The following is a 24021-nucleotide window of genomic DNA, read 5'->3' as shown; positions in this document are numbered from 1 at the left end:
AGCAGGCGGGAGAAATATTTGAAGCGGACCACCAAATCGTCGATGAGACAGGTCCCGTCCAGAAAGTCGGGAGAGCGTCCGCAGCGCCTCGGCATCTCGACCTATCGGCGGGTCGCGTCGGTCCTGCGCCGACGCATCTCGATCGGCGAGTGGCAGCCGGGTGATCGCCTGCCTGCGCTAGATGCTCTGGTAGAGGAATTCAAGGTGGGGCGCGTCACCGTCAGGCATGCGCTCGACCTGCTGGCAGATGAGGGATTGATCGCCCGCCATCGGGACAGGCGTGGCAGCTCGGTCACGGCGCAACCGCTGGATCGTAGCTGGTTTACCCTGGCCCTCAACCTGGCCGAGCTTGAAACACATTCCAAGTCCATCGTGGTGACCCAGCTCGAAAGCGGCCCGTGGGAGCGGCCGCTGCCGGTATCGCCCGCAGAAGGAAGGCAAAGCGACGGCTATCACCGCGTCGTCCACTTGCATCATCATTCGCATTTTCCCCTTCCGGTTGCCATGACCGAGATCCTGATCGACAGCGCGATCTACGCCGGCCTAAAAAACAAAACGAACGAAAAGCGGCCGATTCTGGAGCGCCTAGCTGCGCGCCACGCCGATCTCGGGCAGATTCAGCAGACACTGACGATTGGCGAGGCGGACCTCGAACTTGCACGAAACCTTGGCATCCATGAAGCAGCACCGATAGCCGAGCTGCGTCGCATCATCCGCAATAGGGCCGGCACGATTATCTATTTTGGTCACCTCTTCTTCCGTGGCGACCTTGTCCGTCTCGATTTCTCCGTCGATCTGAAAAGCTAGATCGAGAACAGCAGGTCAACGAGCGCTCTGAGGCGTTTTCATCGCGCACTGACGATCTTTCTTTTGAAAATCCATCTAGTGGCTGCCCAGGAGTTGTTGTCACTAATCAGGCTCCGCACCTAAGGTTACCAAGCGTAGCGCACCACACCCTTGCCCGCGTAGCTGGTGGTGACGTTGGAAAATTCGCCCTCGAATGTGGCGGCGGCCGACCAGCCGTTGAGCCATTTCTTCTCGGCCGAGGCCGTCACCAACGCGGAGTCGGCGGCCTGCTTTGCGCCGTTCACTATGAACGATGCGCCGGGCAGCGTCTGGAAGGTGGCGCCGATCGCCCGGTCGGGGTTGTAGTCGTGCGCCCAGGCGAGACGGCCTCGCAGCGTGAAGATGCCGTCCGCGGCCGCAAAGGACTTGTCGGAGCGGACGCCGAGTTCGCTGCGAGTATCGGTCACGCTCTTGGCGCGGTAGGCCAACGCAAAGGTATTGGCGCCGACGATGGCCTGTTCGGCGTAGTTCGGCAGGTCGAAGGTCGTGAACTGACCTGCCGCATAGGGCGCCCAGCCAAAGCCCTGTGAAACGAAGCGATAGCCGCCTTCGACGCGGCCCGACCAAGCGTTGGCGTTGAACTGCGCGCGCAACTGGTCAATGCCTGCGACCGTCAGCGTACGGTTGGTGGTGATGTCCTGCCAGCTATAGGCCAATGCGCCGGAGAGATAGGCGGCGCCCATGTTGTGGCGGATGAAAGCGCCGGCCTCCTTAGCGCCAAGCCGCCGATCGCGCCGATGACCTTGGCCGGAGGCCTGGTCTTTGAGCCTGGTTCTGGTGCGGCGCATCGATGAAGGTTCTCCAAGCTATCAACAGTGACGCACTTGGTACCGTTCCTATGCGGGCACCGCCCGGCCCGCTCCGCGGATCGCGACGCTGATCGAATTGGCATTGGGAGACGCGAAGCTCAATGTCGGCGCCGGCGCGGGCTCGTATGAACCGACCGGCAGGCAGGTCACCGCCGTCGAGCCTTCGCAATCGATGCGCAGCCAGCGGCCCGTGCATCTGCCAGCAGCCATCGACGCCGTCGCCGAAAACTTTCCGTTCGAGGACGCGTCCTTCGATGCGGCGATGTCGACCTTCTCGGCCCACCAGTGGAATCGGCCGATATTAATTACTGCTGCTCGTCAGACGCCGAGATAGGCCCGTCGGACACGTTCATCGGAAAGTAGAGCCTCACCAGTGCCGGTGATGGTGACACGGCCGTTTTCGAGGACGTACGCCTTGTGAGCGATTTTGAGCGAGACCGCGACGTTCTGCTCGACCAATACGCATGTTGTTCCTGCGGCATTCAAGTCCCGTATCGTCTGCAGCACGTCATGCACAATGGTCGGCGCAAGCCCCAACGAAGGCTCATCAAACATGATGAGCTTCGGCTCGCCCATCAGGCAGCGGGCGATCGCAAGCATCTGCTGCTCGCCGCCTGACAGTGTTCCGGCGGCCTGCCAAAGCCGTTCCCTCAGCTTCGGAAACATCGCCTGAACCCGCTCGCGGTTCTGAACTCGTTTCCGGCGCGCCCGCGGCAGCATGGCGCCCATGTCCAGATTTTCGGCAACCGAAAGTGCCGGAAATATCTGCCGGCCTTCCGCGACCTGTCCTACGCCGAGGTCGCAAACGAGGTGGCTCGGCAGACCGGCTATGTCGGCTCCTTCGAACAGGATCCGGCCGGAAGCCGGCCGATGCATTCCCCCGATGGTGCGGATCAGCGAGGTCTTGCCGGCGCCGTTCGCTCCGACAATCGCCACGATCGTGCCGGCTTCGACGCTCAGCGAGATATCTTCAAGTGCCTGCGCATCGCCGTGGAATACGTTGACGTTCCGGACCTCGAGCATCACAGCGACTCCGCGCCGAGATAGGACTCGATGACTGCGGGTTGGCGCAGCACGTGCTCGGCCGTCCCTTCCGCGATCGTCGTGCCGTGGTGCAGCACCATGATCTTTGAGGCCAGGGCCGTCACCGCTCGCATGACATGCTCGATCAGCAGGATCGTCAGCCCGGTGCGGTTAAGATCGTGCAGGATCGCGACCATGCGATCGGTCTCGGTCGGCCGCAGGCCGGCCATGACTTCGTCGAGCAACAGCAATTTTGGTCGTGTCGCCAACGCGCGTGCCACTTCGAGCCGCTTGCGGTCGGGCAAAGTGAGGCTCGAGGCGATCTGCGTGCGTTTCGAGATCAGGTCGAGTTGCGACAGGATATCGCGCGCGATGCCGCGGGCCCCGGACAGCGTCGAGGTGTGCAGCAGCGCTCCGATCACGACGTTGTCCTCGACGGTAAGTGCGGGAAACGGCTTCACGACCTGAAAGGTTCGGCCGATGCCGCGTTGCGCAATCTTGTCCGCGCGCATTCCTTCGATCCGCTCGCCGGCGAAACTGATCGTTCCCTCGTTCGGCGCCGTGGCACCGGCGATCATGTTGAACAATGTTGTCTTGCCGGCCCCGTTCGGGCCGATCACGGCAAAGATCTCGCCGGGCTGGACGTCAAAGCTGACGCCGGAGATCGCGGCAACACCGCGAAAGTTCTTGCTGACGCCGGCGACGGAGAGGAGCGCGGTCATCCGGCGTCTCTGTCGAGCTTGAGATGACGCGCCAGCCACGGCCATAGCCCGTTGGGCTTGAGCGAAATGATGATCATCAAGGTAATGCCGTAGAAGATCGCCTTGGTGCCCGGTGCATTGAGACCGAGTCGCTGCACCAGGTCGGTGAGAGCTTCGCCGAGCGGCGTCAGGACGATCGCGCCTACAATCGGGCCGAATACCGTGCCCAGCCCGCCGATGATCGGCGCCAGGATGAGTTCGATCGAGCGGCTGATATCGAACACTTGCGACGGAAACAGGTTGCGATAGTAGAACCCGTAGAATACGCCGCCGACCCCGGTCATGCCGGAGGAGATAAGCATCGCCATCATGCGGGCGCGAAAGACATTGATGCCGGCCGCCAGCGCTGCTTGCGGATCCTCTCGCACCGCCAGCCAGCGATAGCCAAGCGGAGATTGCCGCAGACGTGCGACGAGAATGGTGGCAGCCACGGCCAGCGCTAGTGCAAGGTAATAATAGAGTAGCGGTCCGCCCCCGAGGTTCCACCATTTGCCAGCGGCCTCGCCCGTGATGGGCAGGAACAGCCCGCCGGCGGCGCCCGTGATTTGCAGGTGATCGAAGCCGATGCGCGTGAATTCGGCGAATGCAATCGTGAGCAGGGCGAAATAGACGCCTTCGATTGAAAAACGCCAGCCCAGCCAGCCGATGAACATTCCGGCGGCGGCAGCGACCGGAATGGCGATGAAGACACCGATCCACGGGCCGATGCCGAATAGCGTCCACAGCGCTGTCGCCGTATAGGCTCCAAGCCCGAGATAAAGTGCATGACCGAGCGACAACTGTCCGGCAAAGCCCATCAGCAGATTCCAGGCCTGGCCGAGATAGGCAAAATAGAACACGAGGATCAGGACGGACAGCAGATAGCGGTCGGCCACGACAGGTACCAGCAGGAATGCCGCGAGCAGCAACAGACTGAGCGTCTTGCCGCGCGTTGAGGTCTGCCGCCAGATTTCGTTCACAGGCGGCGTCCCAATAATCCCTGCGGGCGCAGCACCAGAACGATGATCAGCAGCGCGAAAGAGAACATGCTTTTCATCGAGGGCTGGATATAGAACCCGGCAAGCGCTTCCGAGACGCCGATCAGAATGCCGCCAATCAGCGCGCCGACCATCGATCCCAAGCCGCCGATGATCACGATCGTGAAGGCGAGCAAAGTATAGGCCTGTGCGAGGCTGGGCGAAGCGTCAGCGATTGTCGCCATCAGCGTGCCGGCCGCGCCGACGCAAGCCAGGCCCAGCCCGAACGTGACGGCATAAAGTTGCTTGACGTTGAGGCCGACCACCCCCGCGCCTGTGAGGTTATCAGCGCAGGCACGGATCGCGGTGCCGGTGCGAGTGTAGCGGAAGAACAGTAACAAAGCGGTCGCGACCGCCACGGCAGCAAGCGCAGCAAGCACCCTGACCTTGTCGAGGAATAGCGGACCGATCGCATAGCTATCGAAGCTGTAGGGGAGGTTGATCGGTCGCGCATCGGGACCGAAGATCATGAGAAGCCCGTTGACGATCACGGTGGCGAGCCCCACCAAAAGGATGAACTGCTCGTGCTCGGCTCGTCCGACAAAAGGATTGATCAGCGTCCGCTGTAGCAGGTAGCCGACCGCAAAGAAGACCGCTCCGATCGGCAGCAATGCGTAGAGTGGATCCAGATGCAGCACCTCGAACAGGATAAAGGCCGCATACATCCCGATGACAGTGAACTCGCCATGCGCAAAGTTGACGACGCGCATCACGCCGAAGATCACCGATAGGCCCAAAGCCATTAATCCATAAACGAGGCCGGTGAGCACGCCTTGAACGATGACATTCAAGGTTATTGCCATTCCCAACTCCAGCCTGGTGATGTCGTGAGCGTTTAACGAACAGGGAGCATCGTAGCGTAATGCGATGCTCCCGAACCGGATAGGGTCAGATCAGGTGCGGCCTTGCCAGGGAGGCTCCGGCAGTACCGGCGTCATCGTAGCGACGTCTGCAGGTAGCACGACGGTAGGTGTCTGGCTCCGGTTCTGAACGCAGCTCGACGGAATATCGTTGTTCTGTCCCTTTTCGTCGAACTTGATCGGTGGTCCGATCATGGCGTGATCGGCGAGATTGGTGGCCTTGAGCGCCTTCATCAATTCCACGCCATTTGCGGTGCCGGCGCGCCTGAAGGCGTCGGCTGCGACCAGCAGCGCGTCAAATGTAAAGCCGACGTTGAAGCACTCCACCGCGAAGCGGTAGTTCGGCTGCTCTTTCTTGAAGGCGGCTTCGAGGGTCTGGGTGACCTTCGACTTGGGGTTGGCCCACGGTATCGCGTCGATATGGTAATCCGCGAGCGGTCCGAGCGCCTTGTAGAACTCTTCGTCGTAAAGTCCGGGAGCGCCGGGCGAGATGATGCCCATGGGCTGGAATTTCTGGCGCACGATGTCGCGCACGAGCTTGATGGCGTCCGCGGCGCGCGTGACCACGAGTAGCAGATCCGGATTGAGTCCGCGGATCTTGGTGACCTCGACGGAAAGATCCTGAGCCTTGGGATCATAGGCGATCGAGTCCAGCAACTGGAACTGAAGTCCGGATCTTGGAAAGACCGCGTCCATTCCCTTGCGTTGCGCCATTCCGAAATTATCATTGGCATGCAGGAACACGGCGGTCTTGGGCGTAATCTTGGTCGTATCGATCAAGGCCTGAATTTGCTTTAGGCCATTGACGACGAGCATGCCGCCGGTCGGAAAATTGCGAACCAGGAACTTGTAGCCCTGCTCGGTCAATTGTGGCGCGGCGCCGATGTTGACGATGAGCGGTACCTGCCGCTGTTCACAGACCTGCGCGATGGCAAGCGTACCTGCGGAGTCGAAAGCCCCCACAACGCATTGTGCGCCTTCGTTGATGGCCCGTTCGGTCTGTGTGCGCGCAACGTCGGGGTTGGACTCCATGTCGATGTGCACGAGATCAACCTTGTAGCCGAGTTCGGCGAGCACCGAAGCCGAAACCAACGCGCCGCGATGGCAGCTTTGACCGGCCTGAGCGAGGTAGCCGGACCGTGGCAGAAGCACCGCGATCTTCAATGACTGAGCTTGCGCCCGGACAATGGACGGTGCGGCCAGCAGGAAAGTGCCTGCGGCGGTGCCCGCAAGAACGCCGCGCCGACTGAATTTGCGATCATCGATTGGCATCGATATTCCCCCTGTGCTCAACCGTTCAATTCGGCTGTAGATACATTTTGTCTGCGCAACTCAGGACGGTGTCGAGCAACTTCAAATGAAAAGTCGCCCGTTTGAGCCGAACTATCGCGTGGACTTCACGTCCTCACAAGCCATTATGGCGAGGGGCTCATAGTGCTTTAGCCGAATAGCTAAGTGCTATGACCTCAGCTGGTCGCAGTGACAAGTATGCTCGACTGTCCCCTGTGTGAGCCGTGGGCGATGCGTCTCAGTTTAGGCCGCCGGAGCATGAAGCGCTATCTTGAATGCAAATCGCGACCAGCATCGGGATCTAACTTTCGGTTGATTGCAGTAGGTTGGCGCTGCGCTTTGTAGGTCGACAAGTCGTAGGATCGTCCATTACTATGCTTGTTTAATGCTCGACCGAAGGCAATGGCGTATGGGACTATACCGCATTGTCCACCCGTCAAATGGGCCTTACGCGCCGCCTAATAATGTGGAAGCTTCGGCGCATCCGGCGCTGAGATTGCGCAAGCGCGACACGTTGTTGTTGTCCACCCGAAAGCTGCCGTGGCTTGCGGCAGACTACTGAGTTGCGCGGGCGTTGCAGCCGCTCCGAAGACATAGCGGTGTGGACGAGATCTGGTTCGAATTCGGGTCGGGCTACGATTTTTCTCGTCGGAGCCATCTCGCCAAAAATTCTGGGCGGACAACCACTGATCGTGCGGGCCCATTGCGAGCATTTGGAAGCCGCCTCGCGCATTATCTGCAACCACTCGATCGCTCATGGCGTTGGCCGAGTGGAGCAGGGTTTGCGCGGTTCTCCCCGCCGTAACGGCGTTCCGACTGAGCAAGAGCAAGCCTCATTCCGCGGAAGTATGTTCCCTGCGCAACGTCCATGTTCATGGCGGTGGGCACGGCCTGCACGCCCTCGATCATTTGCCGAAGGACATGGTACTTCGTCGGCACCATGTCGTTGGCCCGAAGCATCGCCAGGTGATCCTTCACGGCCTCGATGTCGACCTCCGAGAGACCTTCGGCGAGCATCCGATCGCGATCGTCAGGACGCACGCAGGCACTATGCCCTTGACCGTCGAGCAGCGTGTAGGTCCACAAAGCCCGCAGATCGTCTGTCTTCGCCTGGTCAACGACGAAGCCGGGCGCGCACTTGGCGGCAAGCGCGATCCGCTCAAGCTTGGCCATCTGCTTTTCGACGACAGCATGAAGCATTGTCTCAATTTGAGACCGCGTCAGATGCGGATCGGCGCCATCGGCAAGCATTGCAACGTCATCCAAGAACAGGTTCACCTGAGTAGCCAGTCGGCGAGCCGCCCCACGGTTCGTCGTCTTCAGGCTCATGGAAAGATGCGGGCGGCCGAGCACGCTGGCAAGCGCGCGAGGGGTACGACGTCGCCAATGGTAGACCGCTTGGCGGCGAAAGATGTGGAAAGCCATTGCGAGCGACCCCCTGTGCGGCAGTGATGTGTCGCAGCGCTGTGCAGCAGCGCCCCAGCCAGGCCGGTTTCGTCAGCAATTTCAGGAGAAGTTGAGCTTCTGGCTGGGGCGGGAGGGATCGAACCTCCGAATGGCGGAATCAAAATCCGCTGATTTCTCATTATATGTCAACACTCCATCCGAATTTTCGCTTTCGTTCATTCGTTGATCTTACTCATGAAATTTCCGTGTTCGGAACGAGAGCGTTCGGGTTTCAGAGAGAGCCTGTGTTCGTAGTTGGGTCAGCGGTTGCCGCGGACTTGAACCGCAGGACGGCCATTGACCGCTATGGTCATTTTGGAGCTTCTCTACGAAAGTGGCGTCGAGACGGCACGGCTTTACGTGCATCCGCCCCCCACCGACGGAAGCGACGCAAGGTAGGTAGCGCGCATTCTTGGGCTCTCAACAGGCCTCAACGCATATCGGCGTTCGTGTAACGAACGACCAAAGTCAAACCCGAACCCGCGGCGTCTTCTCCACAAAATCCCAACAGAGGAGCCACGTGCGCCTGAACGAAGCTCGTCAGAATTCCTTTAAACAGAAATTAGGGGCAGATCTTTGATGGTGTCCCATTGTTGGGCCGACGTCGTTCCTGACCACTCGTCGCGATCCCGATTCGGTTTCCAGGCCGCCGCCGGATCGAGGTCGCCGCATTTTGTGAAAAACGCATTGGCTCCATAGGAGGAGACTTCAGCCAGCCCGTAGCCCGAGCGCTTGCAGAGTTTGGAAAGCGCAGCCAGCGATGCCCCGTGGTACCAGCCAGTCGGATGCTTCTGGTGGCGGACGAAGGTCGCGTCATACGGCACAGTGACCGGAGCCTGTCCAAGGCTTGCATTGTATTCAACCGAAATGATCGAGGGCTCGATCGCGATCAGTTTCTCGAGAAACCAATAGTCATTGCCGTCGACATCGATGGAGAGAACTCCGACGCGCTCGAACTTGCTTCGGATCAAATCGAGGTTGTCCAGTGAGAGAAAGGCGTTGCGGATGTCGATACGGCTTGGGAGCAGCATCTTTGCATCTGCAACCTGCTCGGCCGAACCGTCTATGAGCAGACCCTGCCAATCCGGGTCGTAGGCGAAGGCCGCGCAATTGAATTTAACCGGATGGAACCCGAACTCAATAAACGTTTTCGGTGCGCGGGTCTTGGCAACGAGTTGGCGCAGGATGTTGGTCTCGTCAGCTTCTCCTTTAGCCCCACGCTTTAGCCGCATGGCGCGATATCGAAGCCTTCGAAGCTGGGGAACAGATTTGAAAAAATTGCGCATCGTCCTGTATCCAATGAATATCTGATACAGGTAGACGCATTCGGAAACAATCAGAAGTTTTCTTTGCGCCCCCGCCTTTACTGGTCGCCGACAGGGATGCCTTTCCGACCTGACGGCATCCAATCGCCGCCGGTCGCGCTTGCCGTGTTCGGCGTCGGCGTTTTTTCACAGCCACGACGCGCGGAAAACGAAGGACGACTGTGTGGAACCCCAACCGGAGACCGGACCACCCGCACACAGGTCATAAGTCATTGGATGAAGGATCGCCCATAGGAGGAGACGCAGGGGATTCAGGCCGCTTATTGCCTACTCCCTCAAAGCGCCAATAAGTCACTGGGCTGAATGAGCCACATTGGCTGCAGCGAAGGATCTGCTCACCGATCATGTATCGCCCCCTGCGAAATTGGGGAACGCCAGCTCTCGCTTTGCAAGAGGGACAAACCAAAAGCAGATTTCGCGTTCGCCAGCGCAGAATGAGCTTCCTCAACACGACTGAAAATCCTGCCTTGGATCAAGGGCTACTGAACTACCGCTAGTTGAGTAAAGTCAGCACTTAGTTCAATCACACCTGCAGGTCTGTGTAGTTGTACACACAGATCGCCCCAAACACGACCAAGTTAAAGCCGCAAGCACCTCGTCCTGAGCCGGTAATTCAAGAACAAAAATGTCCGGTCACACCGATCATCACAGGGCGGCGCTTTCGCACTCTAGTTGCCATTTCTGCACATCGAAGTGAAAGACGACCTGAATCCTGTCACCTCGATCCCACAATCCTGCGCAGTCTCATACAGGCCGACGATTATCAGGAGGGGTATGATTACCACTACGATAACGATTCTCATCTATCATTCCCGTTGGCGCACAAGCACTTTAGTTCGCCATTATTTGCTATTCGCACCTTCGGCTCTCGCGCGCGAAAATCCGCGTGGTCCCTCGTAGCTCGACCAATGTCCCAGGGACAAGCAAGAAGCTCAGGCCAACCGCCATCGACGTTCTAAGGTGCCGGCCGACTTGCGATGTTCAAGATATTCAGCACCTTGCAACTGGGGTTTGAATATTCGCGGTCGTCAATGTGAACGTCGACGCATCCCCGCTCGGCTAGAGACGCTCGGACTTCGGGCGACAGCGGCGTACCACCCCACTCGATTGACTTTGCTCGATAGGCCTCAGCGTTGATGGTCTTTTCGTCTGGATCGAAATACACCACTGTGTCAGGCATCTTCCTCTTTAGGAAAAGAATCAGCGACAACTTGGGTTCATACTCAAGCGATGGTCCCGTCGCAATGAGGACAGGGTTCTTGTTTTCTCTGCGGGCTTCGGCAAGCAACCGAGCCGCCTCAGTGATCGCCGTGCTTGTGTCCGTATTGAACTTCAGCCACCAATCACGATTCCTGAGCAGATAGGGCGAGAATAGACCATGGTTAAGAATTAGAACCGCCAGGAAGCAGCACAATGCAACTGTCCGCGACGTGCGCGATACAAACGCCTCGCCTCCGCCCGTCGCGAGCCTGCCCAATACCACCGCGGCTACGAGGCTTTGCATCAACGCCAAGGGGTAGCCATACCGCATCCCGATAGCGTCGTTATAGCCGTCGAAGGTCATTGAGAAGCTAATATAGTACAGAGCCAATCTCATCACTTCGATGGACAGCAACGCGAGCAAGAGCGCTAACAGTTCCCCCCAACTCATCTTGAACCTGTTCAACGCACGCGCAACCATCGCAAGACCTACCACGAGCACGGGAACGAGAACGACCCATGAAAGGGCGTCTTCGCCGCGATGCTCCAGATACGACTTCCAGGGTCCCGACGGTGACACGATGCCTGTGCTTGTCGCACCTAATGTGATGCGCAGAAATATGACGAACACGACCGCTCCCGATGCAAGCAAAATCGCTCCGCCGGAGACCATTCGCTTCGTCTCTGACAAGAAACCGCAAACCAGGAGTAAGCCGCCACTCGCGATCAGAAGCAGGGGGTCAGGCTCCTTCATCGCTCCGAACAGGAGCGCTGTTGGTATGGCGAAATAGAGAGCGAACGACCTTCCCTTCTCAATCCAGCGCCAAAGCAACCAAACGAGCAATGTCCCAACCAGAACGCATTGGATTTCGACCGGTCCCAATCGCGGAAAGATATCCGCCCACGATTTATGCCCCAGGTAGAATGCAACAAAAACCAACCCGCTCGCCAAGCCAAAGGTCCGCAGGAAGAGCGAAAAGATGACGACTGTTGTGCTGGCGTAAAGTCCAAATCGAGCGATCGACCACAGGCGAATGTTAGCGCCCCATAAGTAGGTCTCGATCGCTCGGAGAGGATAATAGGCGGGACGAAACCGTCCGGATTTTCCGGTCTGGGCAATCTCTCGGTACTCATCGGTATTCGTAAGATCTGCCCAGATATCGCGCAACGGTGCAGTGGGCTGCCCCTCGATACCAAGAGGCATCAGAATGTCATGGTCATCGATCAATGCCGGCTGGGCGCGGTCAACAAACGTTCCGAAATGAAAAATGAATAGCCCCCCAAGAACGATCGCGGCCAGCATTGTAAGGATTCGATGTTTCTTATTTTGCATGGCGTAGCCGATACGTTGGAATTCAGGCATCAATATCTCAATGCCGAAGCATAATGACATCGATTGTTAGTGTATTGATGGCTCGCGGGAGGAACAACGCTCGGTGGAACGATCTACATCGCCCCTATGCTGCTAGGAGACCTTTCTATAGGACCCCATAAGCTCCACCATCGCTGAACCCAAGCCTAACATCCCGAAGAGCACCCAATCTCTGCTCAGCCTTCCGTGAGCCAAGCTGATCAGTGTCGCGAAGCTCAACATGCAGAACACAAACCGCGCGTCCTCATTGATCCGGGCGACCCTAAAAAGTCTGAACAAAATAAAGATGATCATACCGCTCAAAGCAGTTCCGCCGATCCATCCGAACTCGATAAAGGCCTGAAAGATCGAGTTGTGAGGTGGAAACCCCTTCATACAGGACAATTCCATGAAGGCGTCGAGCCCAAATCCAAACAGCCCAGAGCGCGGAATCAGATAAGCGGAATCCTGCCAAAGAGCCTTCCGTTCAGCAAAAGAGTTTCTGATATTGACCTCCAGACCGCAACTCGGCGGCCAGATGTCGTGAGATCTCGACGCCGCCGGTGGAACCGATGCCGAAGGTAAGCCGCTTGCCGCAGGCTCAGAATTAGTCGCCGGCGAAGGTGGGATCGCCGAAGACGACGGGATCGCTTGCGACGGCGAGATCGCTGGCAGCGAGCCATCAGACACTTTCGGCGGGAGCACTGCCTGAGGCGTAGCAGCGACCGGGGGTGGAAGCGATGTCGAGGCGTTTCGCTGTGCGTTTGTCTCCGTCAAAAAGCTAATCAAGATCGGAATCTTATCAAACCGCACAAGCGTCCCACAAACGACGGCGACAACGATAACGCCGATAAACGTCGCGATGTGCTGGCGTGACTTACCAACGCTCAGGAGCCAAGCGATAAGCATGGATGCAACAAGGACAAGGAACGTAAATCTGACAAGAGCAGCCGCAAAGATTGTGCAACTCACGAATAACACGGCCGATATGATAGCTGCTTGCCTTTGCGTAAGTTTTTGAGTTGCGACAAAGCTTACAAAGAATCCCAGCGCCATCAGATAGTGTGTCCCGGCGGCATCATTGCCAAACACGTCCGGCTTGCCGGCCGGTACTGGCCACTGTTGATAGAGAGCGCAAGCCGTCGCACACGCACCAAAGAGCGCAATGAACGCACTGGTGAGACCGAACGCCCGCTTGGTCTGTCCGATTGCCCCGGCAGAGATAAAGCGGCAAGTAGGGTAAGCAGCGATTGCAACAAATAAGATAGCAGTCTCCTTGGATCCAGCGGTTATCCCGTTCCTTGCAAGAGATACCGCAATTGCGAGGAGGAACACGCAGAACAGCCAGTCCGCCGGAATGACCTTCACATAACGAAAAGTAAGGACCAAGATCGTGGTCTCGCAGACAAAGAAAAGTGCCGCGCTGAATGCCGAACTGCCGGTCACGCCGGCCAAATGATAGACGACAATGAAGACGGTATTGACCGAGAAAAGTACCGCCAGGAACAGTCCAACGACCGAGTATCGATTCTTCAGTAAACCTTCCAACCTAGCCCCCCGTCCCCGCCGAATATCTTCAACCTACCCGATGAGTCATTGAATACCTGAACGATTCAACCGGACGCTCTTGCAGCGGCTTGGAAAGAGGCAACATGCCCTTGCTGCGCGGAGCGAAGCGCATATCCGAGCGTGAAGAACATCACGCCATCCCGACTCAACCAGCCATGGAATTGCGAAAGAACAAGCTCAAAAACGAAAAGGCAGACCACGAAGGTCGCATCCAGGGACCGCCGCAACAGTCGCCAGCCGGCCATAGCAGTCATCACAACTAGTGCGCCGCCGCCGATCCAACCAAACTCGATCGTCGCCTGCAGGATTGAATTATGCGGATGTGCGCCGGCGATGCAGGTGTGATTCTTGAAAGCATCGAGACCAATGCCGAATGGCGCCGGCGGAAACAGCGCGAAGACATCAGCAAAAATTTGACGCCGCATTCCGATCGAATTGTAAATCTCGCCGCAGACACCAGGCATCGTCAATTGGTGAATATAAATCAGGCTCAACGAAGGACGCAGCGCCAATCCTAACACGATGACGACGGCAAGCGCCCCCAAGAGCGCAAGAGCATACCGACGTAGCCGCGGCTGGAGCACGGCCATCACAAGCATCGTGGCACCGAGAGCCAAGAATGCCGAGCGGACCTGTGAGATCGCAAAAACGACCGAGCACGCTAGCACCACCAACAATGACGAAAGACGTTCGCGGCGGGACAAATTCGTCGCCCCGAGCGACGCGAAGAGCATCAGACAGACACACCCCATAAACTGACCGGGCGCGGCATCGTATTCGCCGAACACCAGCGGCTTGCTGTGGGGATGATTGTAATGATCGATCAGTGCCGGGACTGTGACCGTGGTACCTACGATCGCAATAGCACCGATTACACAGAGAAAGCCGCGGTCAGGCTCACGATCAGCGAAGAAGCGCCCCGCCGGGAAAGCAAGTAGCGACAGCGACAGCAACGCATACTCTCTAGGGTCGGCAGTAATTCCGTTAATCAAAGTCGAGACGATGATCGTTCCCAAAAGAACGGCAAAGGTGAGGTCGGCAACGTCAATTTCGACTGCAACGTTCGGAACAAGGAGAAGGCCAAGCGAGAGGACCATCAACAACCCGGTCGCAATGGCACCTAAACCCAAAACCCCATGGCTCAGTACGGTCAACGGCCCGGCAGACAGAAATATCGCCAGGACCGCCCATTTCCAGGACGTCATATTATTTCCAGTACGAAACGCAACTGGCAGTTACCATAGCGGAGTTGCTCACTCAACTATCTACAACCCCCGACTTTTAGCTAATCGACTAGGCAGTTCTGCCGATGCAGGAATAACGTACCTTCCCCTTGCCTTCTTGACCGTAGAATCGCGAGCACGCTCGTTGTGTGCACCAGGACGCACGCGGTGACTAGCTAGAATGGCAGGACGCCCCTGACCAGCCGGGAGCCTGGGGAACGCTGAAGCGCTTTGTTACAATGTTCATTTTGCGGTTCCGCTATGCTCGGCGAAGGTCGGATTGATCATTCTCCTCGCTGCGCTTGGATGCAGCTAGGGAGAGCATGCGAACGCGTTGGATCACGATTTTCACGACCGCTTCGCTGAGCATCATCATGCAAGTTTCGCACGCCTGAACGCGTCGCTGGGGGTTCTGGAGATGCTGCGGCGAAAGGGGCAGCTATCCGGTCTCTAATGGATCGCTCGCATGAAGGCAAAAAGCTGTCTAGTCGCCAATCTCAGCAGTTTGCCACTTGAACAGAGACAGGGGTCGGCGTCTGATGTTGGCCCGATGATTGTTTATTAGGGCCGTCAATGGGCAACGAACTCATCGTTCACAAAGGTCATTTGCCGAAAGCACTCTTAAGCGTTCGAGCCGCCCAGTACGTTCGAATGTCAACTGAGATACAGCATTATTCTATTCAAAATCAGGCCGCGGTGATCGCCGCTTACGCACATGCTCATAATCTCACCCTTGTGCGCACCTATAAAGACGAGGGTGAAAGCGGGTTGCTCATTAAAAACCGGCCTGGCCTTCTCCAATTGATGGAGGATGTTGAGACAGGGCAAATCGATTTCAGTCACCTCCTGGTTTATGACGTAAGTCGATGGGGTCGTTTCCAGGATGTAGACGAGAGTGCGCACTACGAGTTTATGTGCAAGCGAGTAGGTATCAAGGTCGCATATTGCGCTGAGCAGTTCGACAATGACGGCACTATGCTTGCCAGTATCGTGAAGAACATCAAAAGAGTAATGGCGGCGGAGTACAGCCGCGAGCTCTCGGTGAAGGTCTATGCTGGTCAATGCCGCTTTGCTCGTCTGGGCTACAAGCCTTGTGGCAATCCCGGCTACGGTTTGGTGCGTGAGCTTGTTGATGAGAAAGAGCAATCAAAGGGCGTTTTAAAGAGGGGGCAGAGAAAATATCTTGCCAGTGATCACGTCCGAGTTCGCCCCGGTGATCCGCGAGAGGTGGCCACTGTCCGGTGGATATTCAAACGCTTTCTTGAGGTGAAGTGTGAAACGGCCGTGGCTTGGGAGCTAAACAAGAAGAAAGTTCCGAGCCGATCTGGGACGCCATGGACGCGCGTTATGATAGGCGCCATTCTCAGAGACGAAAGCTACATCGGAAATTTAATATTCAATCGGCGATCGTGGAAGCTGCGGCAAACTCACACGTACAACCCTCCGGAACAGTGGATCAGGGCTGAGGGCTGTCTTGAACCGATTATTGGCCGAGACATATTCGCGCAGGTCGCCAAGTTTATCACCGAGCGACGGGTTGATCTCACCGAAGAAGAGATGCTCGTCCGTCTACGACGAACGTTGCACAAAGAGGGGAAGCTGAGTGTCAACATCATAAACCGCACGTCGGGCCTACCCTGTTCGGCCACGTGTCGGACTCACTTCGGCAGTATGCGGAACTTATATCGATTGCTCGGCTATACGCCCAAGCGGAGCTACGAATTTCTGGAGTCGAGGCCTCTTTGGTCCGTGCAAAAGACAAACCTCACTTCTCGCATTGGAGCCGCCATTAGAAGAACGGGTTGTCGCACGAGCACTGGGGGCTGGACAGATTCGCTTCGCGTGAATGGCACCATCTGTGTTTCAGTTAGAGCTGCACGCTGGACGTCGGGAAAGCTGGTGACCCATTCTCCACATTGGACCATTCAATGTGATGCGCATGTCCCCGCTGGGTGGATTGCCGCCATCAGGCTATCTGAGCACAACAAGGCTGTGCTGGATTACGTGTTGCTGCCTACAGATGGCAAAGTGAAGCGGACTATAAGGTTTTCCGAGGTAGCTAGGAAACGTCGCTCGATAACCTGCTTCAAAACCGCTGACGCTCTTGTCCGCGCGCTTACCCGGAAGGTAACCAAGACAGGCCGTGCTTTCCTAGCCATGCCAGTGCTGCGGAGCAGGCAGCAGAAAGTAAGCCAGCCCAAAACCAAGAGCGGCCCCGCGCGGCACTAATTGAACGCAGATAAAGCAATGCGCCGAGCAGCGTGCCGTAATTCCTGCGAAAATCCCCATTGAGCCTCGCGATTTTCGACAACTCGGAAGAGACTTCGACTTCCTCCGCCATAATGCTGGATCCTCTCAAAACGGTTAGGGCCAGCACCCTATGAACCACTGTTTTGCCCGACGGAGCAAGTAACATTTCGGCATATCGGTATGAAAGCAGTTGAACCTGGTTTGTAGCGCTTTGTAGTCGATTGCGGTGCGGCTTCCGCCGCCGAGATGCCGGTGATGCACGCCCGCGTCGATCACTATCGTTATTTCCTGCAAAAGCGGGGAGTCCTGCGGCCAGTTCGCAGTCAACCAAGCTCAGACTCATTGTGCAAAGGCGAGCCGTAATACGCAGCTTGCGCCGAGAGGCAAGGTCTGGAAGGAGCATTGCCCCTTCAGCGGCAGTACGAATTTTAGTTCAACCGCCTCCGTTAGGCGCGTCTCAGGACGTTTGCCACGCTCTGAGCGTACCATTGCCCGCCGCGCGCCGTAGGGATGCCGCGAGCATTGAGCGCTTCCGCAATCTGACGCAGGGTGTTCGCACCGGCATTCTGTGCCTCTCGGATGATTGGAAGAACGTTGGCCGCGTAGCGATTTGCTTCACCCTTTACAGCATCCACTGCGCTCTTGCGGGCCGCATGAAGCCTCGGGTTGCCCAACGTAACCCCGCGAGCCTTAGCGACCGACAGCGCTTGTCGGGTGCGCGTGGAGATCAGCGCGCGCTCCTTCTCGGCCAAGGCGGCAAAGAGGTGAAGGACGAACGGGTCTACGTCAGATCCAAGCTCAGCAACCACGAAGGGCACCTTGTGAGCCATGAGGCCGCTAATAAAGTGGACGTCACGGCTGAGACGGTCGAGCTTCGCCACACCCACGTGACACTTCAGCTTCCGAGCGGCTGCCAAAGCGGCTTTGAGTTGCGGCCTGCGGTCGAGCGCGTCGGAGCCTTTGCCCGTTTCCACCTCGACGAACTCGCGCGCCATTTCGTATCCCTCGGTAGCCGCAAACTTGGCGAGGGTCTGCCGTTGAGCCTCGATTCCTAGGCCCGAGCGTCCTTGGCCTGACGTGCTAACGCGGACGTAGGTGATCAGGCGAGCCGTGGACACAAAACGGTCCTCCAAGATAGTCTGTAAAGAACCTTATTGACCATTTAGCATTTATACAAATGGTCTTTCGGAATCCCTGGGATTCTCTGCGCGCATGGCTCGAATCCAAAGCCGAATCTCGGCTAGGTTGCAGAGATGGACTAGGGCTTAAAGCTTGCAGCAATGCCAATTGTTGTTGTTTTTCATGCCCCTCTTAGGCCGCTCTTCGTCTCCCCTAGGCAGCGCCAACCCTCTTACCTAGGCAGCGCCAACCCTCTTAGATCACGTTAGCCATCGCTTCCGTTACGCAGTTTTGCACGGGCAATCCGATCTGCCAGCCCCTCGACACCGCTCATCGCAACTTTTTCCTGGAACGCATTCACGCTGACGTGCTTGCCGATCAGCTCTAGACGGCGCAGTCGATCGCTCAGCTTGATTTTCTTTATGCGACCGATTTGCCTACGATCCTCGCCCGTCCCTTCGTACAAGGCATCGATTTCGAGGCCGGCAACGAGGCCTTGCCGCCAAATCTCGGGCCATTCGTCGATCGGCTTCAAATCGTTGTTGCTATCGTATAGGTCGGCCAGATCGGCCTCAGCCTCTTCGGCGAGGCGGCGCAATACCCAATCTGCATTGACCTCGGTTCGCTCAGAGCGCGCGACCTTGGCCGCGTCGATCGCCGCCTTGATGGCGGTCTGGGCCAACATCTGCGAGCCCTGCTCCTGAGCGCTGCGCTTGCTGTAACCGGCACGGATCGCGGCCTTAGTCGCATTCAAATCCAGCAAGTATTCCTGGATGAAGCGAGCCTGTTTGGCCGTGAGAGCTGATGTCGTCGCATCGGTCATGATTTCCGATGACTAGGCGGGGAATAGTTGTCTCCACCACTCAGGCATAAGTTTTCATAAGGCGGATGAGTGTGAGCGCGATGAGACGCGTCACACCACACTGTAGCATCCTGTGGAATATGCCCTTGTTTATGGAGTCCTATATGTCCCTTCTTTCCTCGCCGGCGCATGTAAGAAAAGTCGCGTCTCAATGCGTCTCAGCATCTCAAGAGGACTGCGCTGCCAACCAAAGGACCGGCATGACCGATGTAGGCGCGAAAAGCCGGCCACGCGCGTTCTGGTGCGGGGTTAAGACAGGCTAGCGAAGAGCACCATATAAGAACAACGCGTGACCATCGCACATTCCGGGACCCATGTCGTATTACCAAGTCAGCGCCGGAGCTGATGGCCCCTCAGACAGCAGCTTAATGCCCTCATAGTGTCGGACTTGCGATCCATCTACACGGGGGCGCGCGATCCTCAACCCAGGGACAGCCGCGCGGAGGTCGCGACCAAAGCTTTGCACAGTCCCTGCTTCCCTCCGGCCGTTCGCCTCGCACCAACCCCGCCAAGCAACAAACATGTCGTCGGCAGGCGACCGCAAACCAGCCGCAACGACGCACCGCGCTTTGATAAACGCGGCAATCGGCGAGCCTAGTTCCTCAAGCTCCTCGATCGCGTCGCGAGCGCTGTCCGGCTGCAGGAAGTAGCCACGTTTGCGCAGCCGCAGATATCCCTCACGTGCCCAATTCAGAATTCCAGATAGATCAGCGAGGAGCCGATTACCCAGACCGCGATCCTCCTCGCCGTAGAACGAACGCTCCATCGTCAAGACGATGAACCGGCTTGCCAACGCCCCGGAAGCGTCGGAGAGCCTGGGAAGCTCATTCGACATGATCACAAACCGAACGCCCAACCTGCCCGTCCACGCGGACTCAAACTTCCTGTCTACGGTGATGCTATCCTCACCGGAGATTGACAACAGCCTCTCGGCGATCGCGGCCTGATCGGCCTTTCCGCTTAAACGAGCATCGCCAATGATTGCGACTGATTTCCCAATCAGAGGGGCCAGACCGAAATTTGTTGATAGGCTGGCGAGCGTCGGCGCTGTGACGCTGTCCTGACCCAATAATGCAGTCAGCACGCGCGCGATCGTACCCTTACCAGAGCGCTTGGGACCGACAATAAGCGGGATCTTCTGGTGTGACGTATCGGTCGAGAGTAGATAGCCAAAGATGTCCTGGAGCGCCTCAATCGACTTCGGATCATTCGGCCAAATCAGATTCAGGAAGCGCAGCCACTCGCTGGGCTCTGGCGCGTCGGCCCTATACGCAATGCCGGCACTGTTCAGGCAGAAGTAGGTCGGCGTTGGTGGGTAAACATCGCCGCTCGCGAGGTGCAATAGCCCATTTTGTACGGCAAGGAATTCACCGGCAGCGGGCATATCGCCGTGATCTTCTAGCCAGGCCGGGGCCTCGACGTAACCAGGCAGGTTACACACAGCCTTGAAGGCGGCGGCAACGTTTTCCACTTCTCCCCGGTTGGGTTGAAAATCAATCTTCTCGCCCTCCTTGCCGTACCGTTTCGCGCCATCCAGATAGCGCCAAATCTCAGCCTGGACGCTGTCTTTGTCAGCGTCGCGGTAGCATGCACCGTTCCAGCGCCAGAATGTGCCGCGATAGTGATGCATGGTGGGCGAGCCACAAGCAGTGAACTTGTCCTTGAGCAACGCGCGCGCCGATGGCATCGGATCGCGCGGATCAAGAACAGGAGCCTCGCCATCAGCGCGCGATCTGCGTCTAAACTCGACGAAATCGGAGGCGCTGCTTGGCTTTCGCGCGGGAGCAGTCGGCGCAAGACCAGCAGCGGACGCGAGCTTCTCGATGGCCGGCGCTGCGGCTTTGGGCGGCGTCCACGGGCGGACGGTCTCGCGCATGAACTGATCTACGCGCGCCTTGTCCCAGCCATCGCGGATCGCGTCAGCGCAGTCCCAGCCCTTCGGCGGGTTGTCGCGCATTACATCCATGACGCGCACGGTGCAGCCGATCGCGACGAGGATCGCGGCAATCTCGTTCGCAGTGCCGAGCCCAAGCGCGTCGGCATCCGGCCAGATCACGACGTTGCGGCCGGCAAACGACGACAAGTCGATGCGGTCGACGCCCTGCGTTCCGCCGGCCCAGGACACGACAGTTCGCTTGGTCGTGGTCGCGAGCGCATCGCGGCAATCTTCGTCTCGGACGAGGATAACCTGCCGAGCGTCGCCAATTTGGTCTAGACCGCAAAGCTTGGCGGTAGGGCGAAAATGCTGGTTCATGCCACCCGCCGCCGCAGGTATTTTCTGCGCTGCGACCATTCGTGATCCGCAGCCTCACGCCTTCTCACAATCTCGTCCTGAAGGCCGAGGCGATGTACAACACCCAGCACTCGCAGCCGTGAGAACTCGTCGCGCGCAGGATGAGCTGGTCCACGATAAAGCCAGCGCTGATCAATCCAATCGATCCAAAGATCGTCGGTCATGCGGGCGAAATTTGCTGTGCTAGCAAAAGGAAAAATTTCGATTGATCCATTCGCGCGCTTGCGGCAGATCAGCCGATAGCCGCGATCGAAGATAACGTGAGAGCCGTCAGCCTCAGTCCACCACCCGTACGGAAACGGGCTCCATCGCCGATCGCGTTGCATTCCACGCAACAGATTGGCGATGCCCGGATCAATCTCTTCAACGTCATTGACGTTGACGGCGCGAGCGAGCGCATTCATGTCAGTGCTCCCGTCGCTAAATGTCATCGCCGGGATCGACGGCTGACAGCCGGTGAAGGCTCTGCGAGCCGCCCAGCGGACGCTTGAACGGTTCACGCGGGAACGGGACAACGTTTGGCGGTCGATCGCTTGAGATCAGCGCGCCGGTTTCAGCGCAATAGACAGGTTCATTGCGGGCGCGCTGGCCCGGAGGTAGCGATTTCATTTTCGGCCCTCGTAGAGTTGCGAGAGCGGCCGGATCGTTGTATGAAGCGCACAGTCACGAAACGCCTACACGATTGGTCCGCCCGGTTCAGAGATGGGCCGGGCGTTTTCTTTTTGCCCGGCATGGCGGATTAGGCGGCTTCGCTGGTAGAGCGCATGGGCTTTGACAAAACCGACGCAGCGTACGCGTCGAGATCAGCACCCGTGTAGATAGCGCGGCGAGGTCCATCCTTGCGAAAGACGGGGCCTCCTCCCTTGCAGGCAAGCGTTGCGAGATACTCGTACGAACGCCTGATGCCATGGCGCTCGAACAGATAGTTGGACGCCTCCTTGCGCGAAAAATAGCGAGCGGCCTGATGTGAAATGCTCATTGGTGTCGGCTCCGCAGTTAAGACCCGTGCCGAATATCCTGGAGACGGTTGTTTCTATAATCGCTATGAATGAACAAGCAGCGATTATAGAAAACAACCGTCTCTGGTCATGACTGGTCCGATCCCGATTTCTTGACGGACCGGAGAACAGACGTGAGCCGCACCCGACCCGCCGCTATCCCACCAGGATCATGGCCGCGCCGCATGCCCGCAGCATTTGCAGCAGGCTATTGCGGCGAGTCGACCATAGAGGCATTCTTGCAGCGGGTTGGGAAGGAGTATCCCCAGCCGCGCGTTTTGGAGGGGCGACGGAAGCTATGGCTGAGGGACGATCTGGACGCGGCGATAGCACCGGGCGTGCCAGGCGACATCGCCGAGGATTTGTGACGTTGCAACTACCCCGCCACGTCCGGATCAAGACGCTGAAATCTGGTGCGACTTCGTTTTACTACGAGGTCCCGACCAAATACCGCGACATGAAGTGTACCGTCCCGAGCGAGCCCCTGGGTTCCGACTTCGCGCTCGCTTGCGAGAAGGCGGCCACTCTAAACGGCCTGTTCGATGAATGGGATCGGCAGCGCAAAGGGCAGCCTATAGAGACCCTGGCCGCGCCGAAGCTCGGGACTGTCGATTGGCTTTTCCGCGAGTACAAGCAAAGCTTGGCATACACCAAGAAAGTCGCTGTCCGCTCGCGACGGGACTACGAATGGGCAATGACCCTGCTTTGCGACACGCTCACGAAAACCGGTGATAGGGTTGGGTCTAGGCCGATCAGGACTATCACGCCGCGCGGAGCGGATAAGCTCTATCAGAAAATTGTCATCGGCCCGAACGGGCGTCGCGACCGTACGGCCGAGAAGGTCGTAAAATTATGCCGCAAGGCGTGGCGTGTTGTAAATCGGCTGTTCCCCGACGAGTTCGCAAAAGACGTGCCGAACCCCTGGTTGGGCGTCACACTCGAAAGCCGCGTGAAGAAAGCGAAGCCGGCAGTCACGCGCGATAACGTCTACGACTTTGCACACGGCTGCATCGCCGCTGGCGAGCCCGAAATTGCCGCCGTCGCCGTGATCTGCTTTGAGTGGCTACAGCGCCCGGAGAACGTTATCGCCGGCCATATTAAGTGGAGCGATTACCGCGCTCCGAGCGCGCCGACGATCGTCCGGGTAGCTCATCACAAAACAGGTACCGTCGCCCCTCACCCTCTGGAGGAAACGCTACCTGATGGCACAGTGTTCAAATTCTATGCCGATGCCGAGGAAGTGTTGGCAACAGTGCCGAGACGCGGTGTGTCGATGATACTGCGCGAAGTGTCGGAAGGCATTGCCAAGCCGTTCGCTTTCCCAACGATGCAGCACAAGGTCCAGCGCATGCGCAAGGTGCTGGGCCTTCCGGCGCACTTCACAATGGACGCTTGCCGGCATGGAGGGATGACCGAGTTGGAGGAAGCGGAGTTGACGGACGGTCAAGGCCGGGCGCTGTCAACGCACAAGACGCAACAGTCCTATGAGGGTTACGCCAAACGCACCGCCAAGCGCATGCTGTCCGCGACGCGCAAGCGCCATGCGCACCGATTGGCAGAGCAGAACGAACCGGGGGATTCCATTCGGAATGAGGCACCGGAAACCGTTCGGAATGGCACCCCTGAACAAAGAAAGATTTCAACGTAATTTCAATTGGCTGGGGCGGGAGGGATCGAACCTCCGAATGGCGGAATCAAAATCCGCTGCCTTACCGCTTGGCTACGCCCCATCAGGAGACCAGGGGAACGGGCCGAACAACCGGCACCCGCAGATTCCCGC

19 protein-coding genes, 2 tRNA genes and 1 pseudogene are annotated in these 24021 nt (G+C 57.9%); 4 read left to right on the top strand and 18 right to left on the bottom strand.

Annotated features, from left to right (window positions below; translation table 11 throughout):
• Positions 1-18 precede the first annotated feature (18 nt).
• On the top strand, positions 19-807 hold the full coding sequence (locus JQ631_RS01820) for a GntR family transcriptional regulator (protein ID WP_212323458.1): 789 nt from the start codon (positions 19-21) through the stop codon (positions 805-807).
• 125 nt (positions 808-932) lie between these two features.
• Here JQ631_RS01820 and JQ631_RS01815 read toward each other — a convergent pair.
• Positions 933-1556 (bottom strand): annotated as a pseudogene (locus JQ631_RS01815) (autotransporter outer membrane beta-barrel domain-containing protein); the annotation flags it as partial.
• A 181-nt stretch (positions 1557-1737) separates the two neighbouring features.
• Between JQ631_RS01815 and JQ631_RS01810 the strand changes: the two are divergent.
• The gene (locus tag JQ631_RS01810; protein ID WP_249160087.1) at positions 1738-1989 is read left to right on the top strand and encodes a methyltransferase domain-containing protein; all 252 of its coding nucleotides are present in this window, start codon (positions 1738-1740) and stop codon (positions 1987-1989) included.
• Here JQ631_RS01810 and JQ631_RS01805 read toward each other — a convergent pair.
• From JQ631_RS01805 to JQ631_RS01755, 11 genes are all read right to left on the bottom strand, one after another.
• Positions 1974-2678, bottom strand: coding sequence for an ABC transporter ATP-binding protein (locus JQ631_RS01805; RefSeq protein ID WP_212323457.1), 705 nt, complete (start codon positions 2676-2678; stop codon positions 1974-1976). The two genes, JQ631_RS01810 and JQ631_RS01805, sit on opposite strands and share 16 nt — an antisense overlap.
• A complete protein-coding gene (locus tag JQ631_RS01800; protein WP_212323456.1) occupies positions 2678-3400 on the bottom strand; it encodes an ABC transporter ATP-binding protein in 723 nt (240 codons plus the stop codon). Before JQ631_RS01800 ends, JQ631_RS01805 begins: the two co-directional genes overlap by 1 nt.
• Positions 3397-4398 (bottom strand): branched-chain amino acid ABC transporter permease, encoded by a 1002-nt coding sequence (locus tag JQ631_RS01795; RefSeq protein WP_212323455.1) that lies wholly within the window; start codon positions 4396-4398, stop codon positions 3397-3399. The genes JQ631_RS01800 and JQ631_RS01795 overlap by 4 nt, the downstream gene beginning before the upstream one ends.
• Positions 4395-5225, bottom strand: coding sequence for a branched-chain amino acid ABC transporter permease (locus JQ631_RS01790; protein WP_212323453.1), 831 nt, complete (start codon positions 5223-5225; stop codon positions 4395-4397). Before JQ631_RS01790 ends, JQ631_RS01795 begins: the two co-directional genes overlap by 4 nt.
• 123 nt (positions 5226-5348) lie before the next feature.
• Entirely contained in the window at positions 5349-6587 is a 1239-nt protein-coding gene (locus JQ631_RS01785) for an ABC transporter substrate-binding protein (RefSeq protein WP_212323449.1), read from the bottom strand.
• A 750-nt stretch (positions 6588-7337) separates the two neighbouring features.
• The gene (locus tag JQ631_RS01780) at positions 7338-8030 is read right to left on the bottom strand and encodes a DUF6538 domain-containing protein (protein ID WP_212323447.1); all 693 of its coding nucleotides are present in this window, start codon (positions 8028-8030) and stop codon (positions 7338-7340) included.
• A gap of 100 nt (positions 8031-8130) precedes the next feature.
• A tRNA-Gln gene (locus tag JQ631_RS01775) sits at positions 8131-8208 on the bottom strand.
• Positions 8209-8602: 394 nt separating this feature from the next.
• Positions 8603-9337, bottom strand: a complete 735-nt coding sequence (locus tag JQ631_RS01770; protein ID WP_212323446.1) for a hypothetical protein — start codon at positions 9335-9337, stop codon at positions 8603-8605.
• A gap of 994 nt (positions 9338-10331) precedes the next feature.
• A complete protein-coding gene (locus JQ631_RS01765; RefSeq protein WP_212323445.1) occupies positions 10332-11939 on the bottom strand; it encodes a hypothetical protein in 1608 nt (535 codons plus the stop codon).
• A gap of 102 nt (positions 11940-12041) precedes the next feature.
• The gene (locus tag JQ631_RS01760; protein WP_212323444.1) at positions 12042-13475 is read right to left on the bottom strand and encodes an O-antigen ligase family protein; all 1434 of its coding nucleotides are present in this window, start codon (positions 13473-13475) and stop codon (positions 12042-12044) included.
• A gap of 65 nt (positions 13476-13540) precedes the next feature.
• Positions 13541-14701 (bottom strand): O-antigen ligase family protein, encoded by a 1161-nt coding sequence (locus JQ631_RS01755; protein WP_212323443.1) that lies wholly within the window; start codon positions 14699-14701, stop codon positions 13541-13543.
• A 591-nt stretch (positions 14702-15292) separates the two neighbouring features.
• On the opposite strand from JQ631_RS01755, the gene JQ631_RS01750 reads away from it, so the two are divergent.
• Entirely contained in the window at positions 15293-16948 is a 1656-nt protein-coding gene (locus tag JQ631_RS01750; RefSeq protein ID WP_212323442.1) for a recombinase family protein, read from the top strand.
• 467 nt (positions 16949-17415) lie between these two features.
• Here the strand turns inward: JQ631_RS01750 and JQ631_RS01745 are convergent, their stop codons facing one another.
• From JQ631_RS01745 to JQ631_RS01725, 5 genes are all read right to left on the bottom strand, one after another.
• Positions 17416-18087, bottom strand: coding sequence for a recombinase family protein (locus tag JQ631_RS01745; protein ID WP_212323441.1), 672 nt, complete (start codon positions 18085-18087; stop codon positions 17416-17418).
• A gap of 266 nt (positions 18088-18353) precedes the next feature.
• The gene (locus JQ631_RS01740) at positions 18354-18911 is read right to left on the bottom strand and encodes a terminase small subunit (RefSeq protein ID WP_212323439.1); all 558 of its coding nucleotides are present in this window, start codon (positions 18909-18911) and stop codon (positions 18354-18356) included.
• A 361-nt stretch (positions 18912-19272) separates the two neighbouring features.
• Positions 19273-21204: a DNA primase family protein gene (locus JQ631_RS01735; RefSeq protein WP_212323437.1), complete on the bottom strand. Its 1932-nt coding sequence runs from the start codon at positions 21202-21204 to the stop codon at positions 19273-19275.
• Positions 21201-21647 (bottom strand): hypothetical protein, encoded by a 447-nt coding sequence (locus JQ631_RS01730; protein WP_212323435.1) that lies wholly within the window; start codon positions 21645-21647, stop codon positions 21201-21203. The genes JQ631_RS01735 and JQ631_RS01730 overlap by 4 nt, the downstream gene beginning before the upstream one ends.
• A 335-nt stretch (positions 21648-21982) precedes the next feature.
• A complete protein-coding gene (locus JQ631_RS01725; RefSeq protein ID WP_212323433.1) occupies positions 21983-22222 on the bottom strand; it encodes a DNA-binding protein in 240 nt (79 codons plus the stop codon).
• Between the two features lie 389 nt (positions 22223-22611).
• On the opposite strand from JQ631_RS01725, the gene JQ631_RS01720 reads away from it, so the two are divergent.
• A complete protein-coding gene (locus JQ631_RS01720) occupies positions 22612-23889 on the top strand; it encodes a hypothetical protein (RefSeq protein ID WP_212323431.1) in 1278 nt (425 codons plus the stop codon).
• Between the two features lie 7 nt (positions 23890-23896).
• Here JQ631_RS01720 and JQ631_RS01715 read toward each other — a convergent pair.
• A tRNA-Gln gene (locus JQ631_RS01715) sits at positions 23897-23971 on the bottom strand.
• Positions 23972-24021: the final 50 nt, after the last annotated feature.

The organism is Bradyrhizobium manausense, assembly GCF_018131105.1.
GTDB classification, from domain to species: Bacteria; Pseudomonadota; Alphaproteobacteria; order Rhizobiales; family Xanthobacteraceae; genus Bradyrhizobium; species Bradyrhizobium manausense_B.
This window is presented reverse-complemented; position numbering and strand designations above follow the sequence as displayed.

Excerpts from the sequence above, each read along its gene's own strand:
- JQ631_RS01770 (WP_212323446.1), bottom strand. The coding sequence starts at position 9,337 with ATGCGCAATTTTTTCAAATCTGTTCCCCAGCTTCGAAGGCTTCGATAT.
- JQ631_RS01765 (WP_212323445.1), bottom strand. The coding sequence starts at position 11,939 with ATGCCTGAATTCCAACGTATCGGCTACGCCATGCAAAATAAGAAACAT.
- JQ631_RS01780 (WP_212323447.1), bottom strand. The coding sequence starts at position 8,030 with ATGGCTTTCCACATCTTTCGCCGCCAAGCGGTCTACCATTGGCGACGT.
- JQ631_RS01805 (WP_212323457.1), bottom strand. The coding sequence starts at position 2,678 with ATGCTCGAGGTCCGGAACGTCAACGTATTCCACGGCGATGCGCAGGCA.
- JQ631_RS01800 (WP_212323456.1), bottom strand. The coding sequence starts at position 3,400 with ATGACCGCGCTCCTCTCCGTCGCCGGCGTCAGCAAGAACTTTCGCGGT.
- JQ631_RS01740 (WP_212323439.1), bottom strand. The coding sequence starts at position 18,911 with ATGACCGATGCGACGACATCAGCTCTCACGGCCAAACAGGCTCGCTTC.
- JQ631_RS01735 (WP_212323437.1), bottom strand. The coding sequence starts at position 21,204 with ATGAACCAGCATTTTCGCCCTACCGCCAAGCTTTGCGGTCTAGACCAA.
- JQ631_RS01785 (WP_212323449.1), bottom strand. The coding sequence starts at position 6,587 with ATGCCAATCGATGATCGCAAATTCAGTCGGCGCGGCGTTCTTGCGGGC.
- JQ631_RS01755 (WP_212323443.1), bottom strand. The coding sequence starts at position 14,701 with ATGACGTCCTGGAAATGGGCGGTCCTGGCGATATTTCTGTCTGCCGGG.
- JQ631_RS01750 (WP_212323442.1), top strand. The coding sequence starts at position 15,293 with ATGGGCAACGAACTCATCGTTCACAAAGGTCATTTGCCGAAAGCACTC.
- JQ631_RS01730 (WP_212323435.1), bottom strand. The coding sequence starts at position 21,647 with ATGAATGCGCTCGCTCGCGCCGTCAACGTCAATGACGTTGAAGAGATT.
- JQ631_RS01725 (WP_212323433.1), bottom strand. The coding sequence starts at position 22,222 with ATGAGCATTTCACATCAGGCCGCTCGCTATTTTTCGCGCAAGGAGGCG.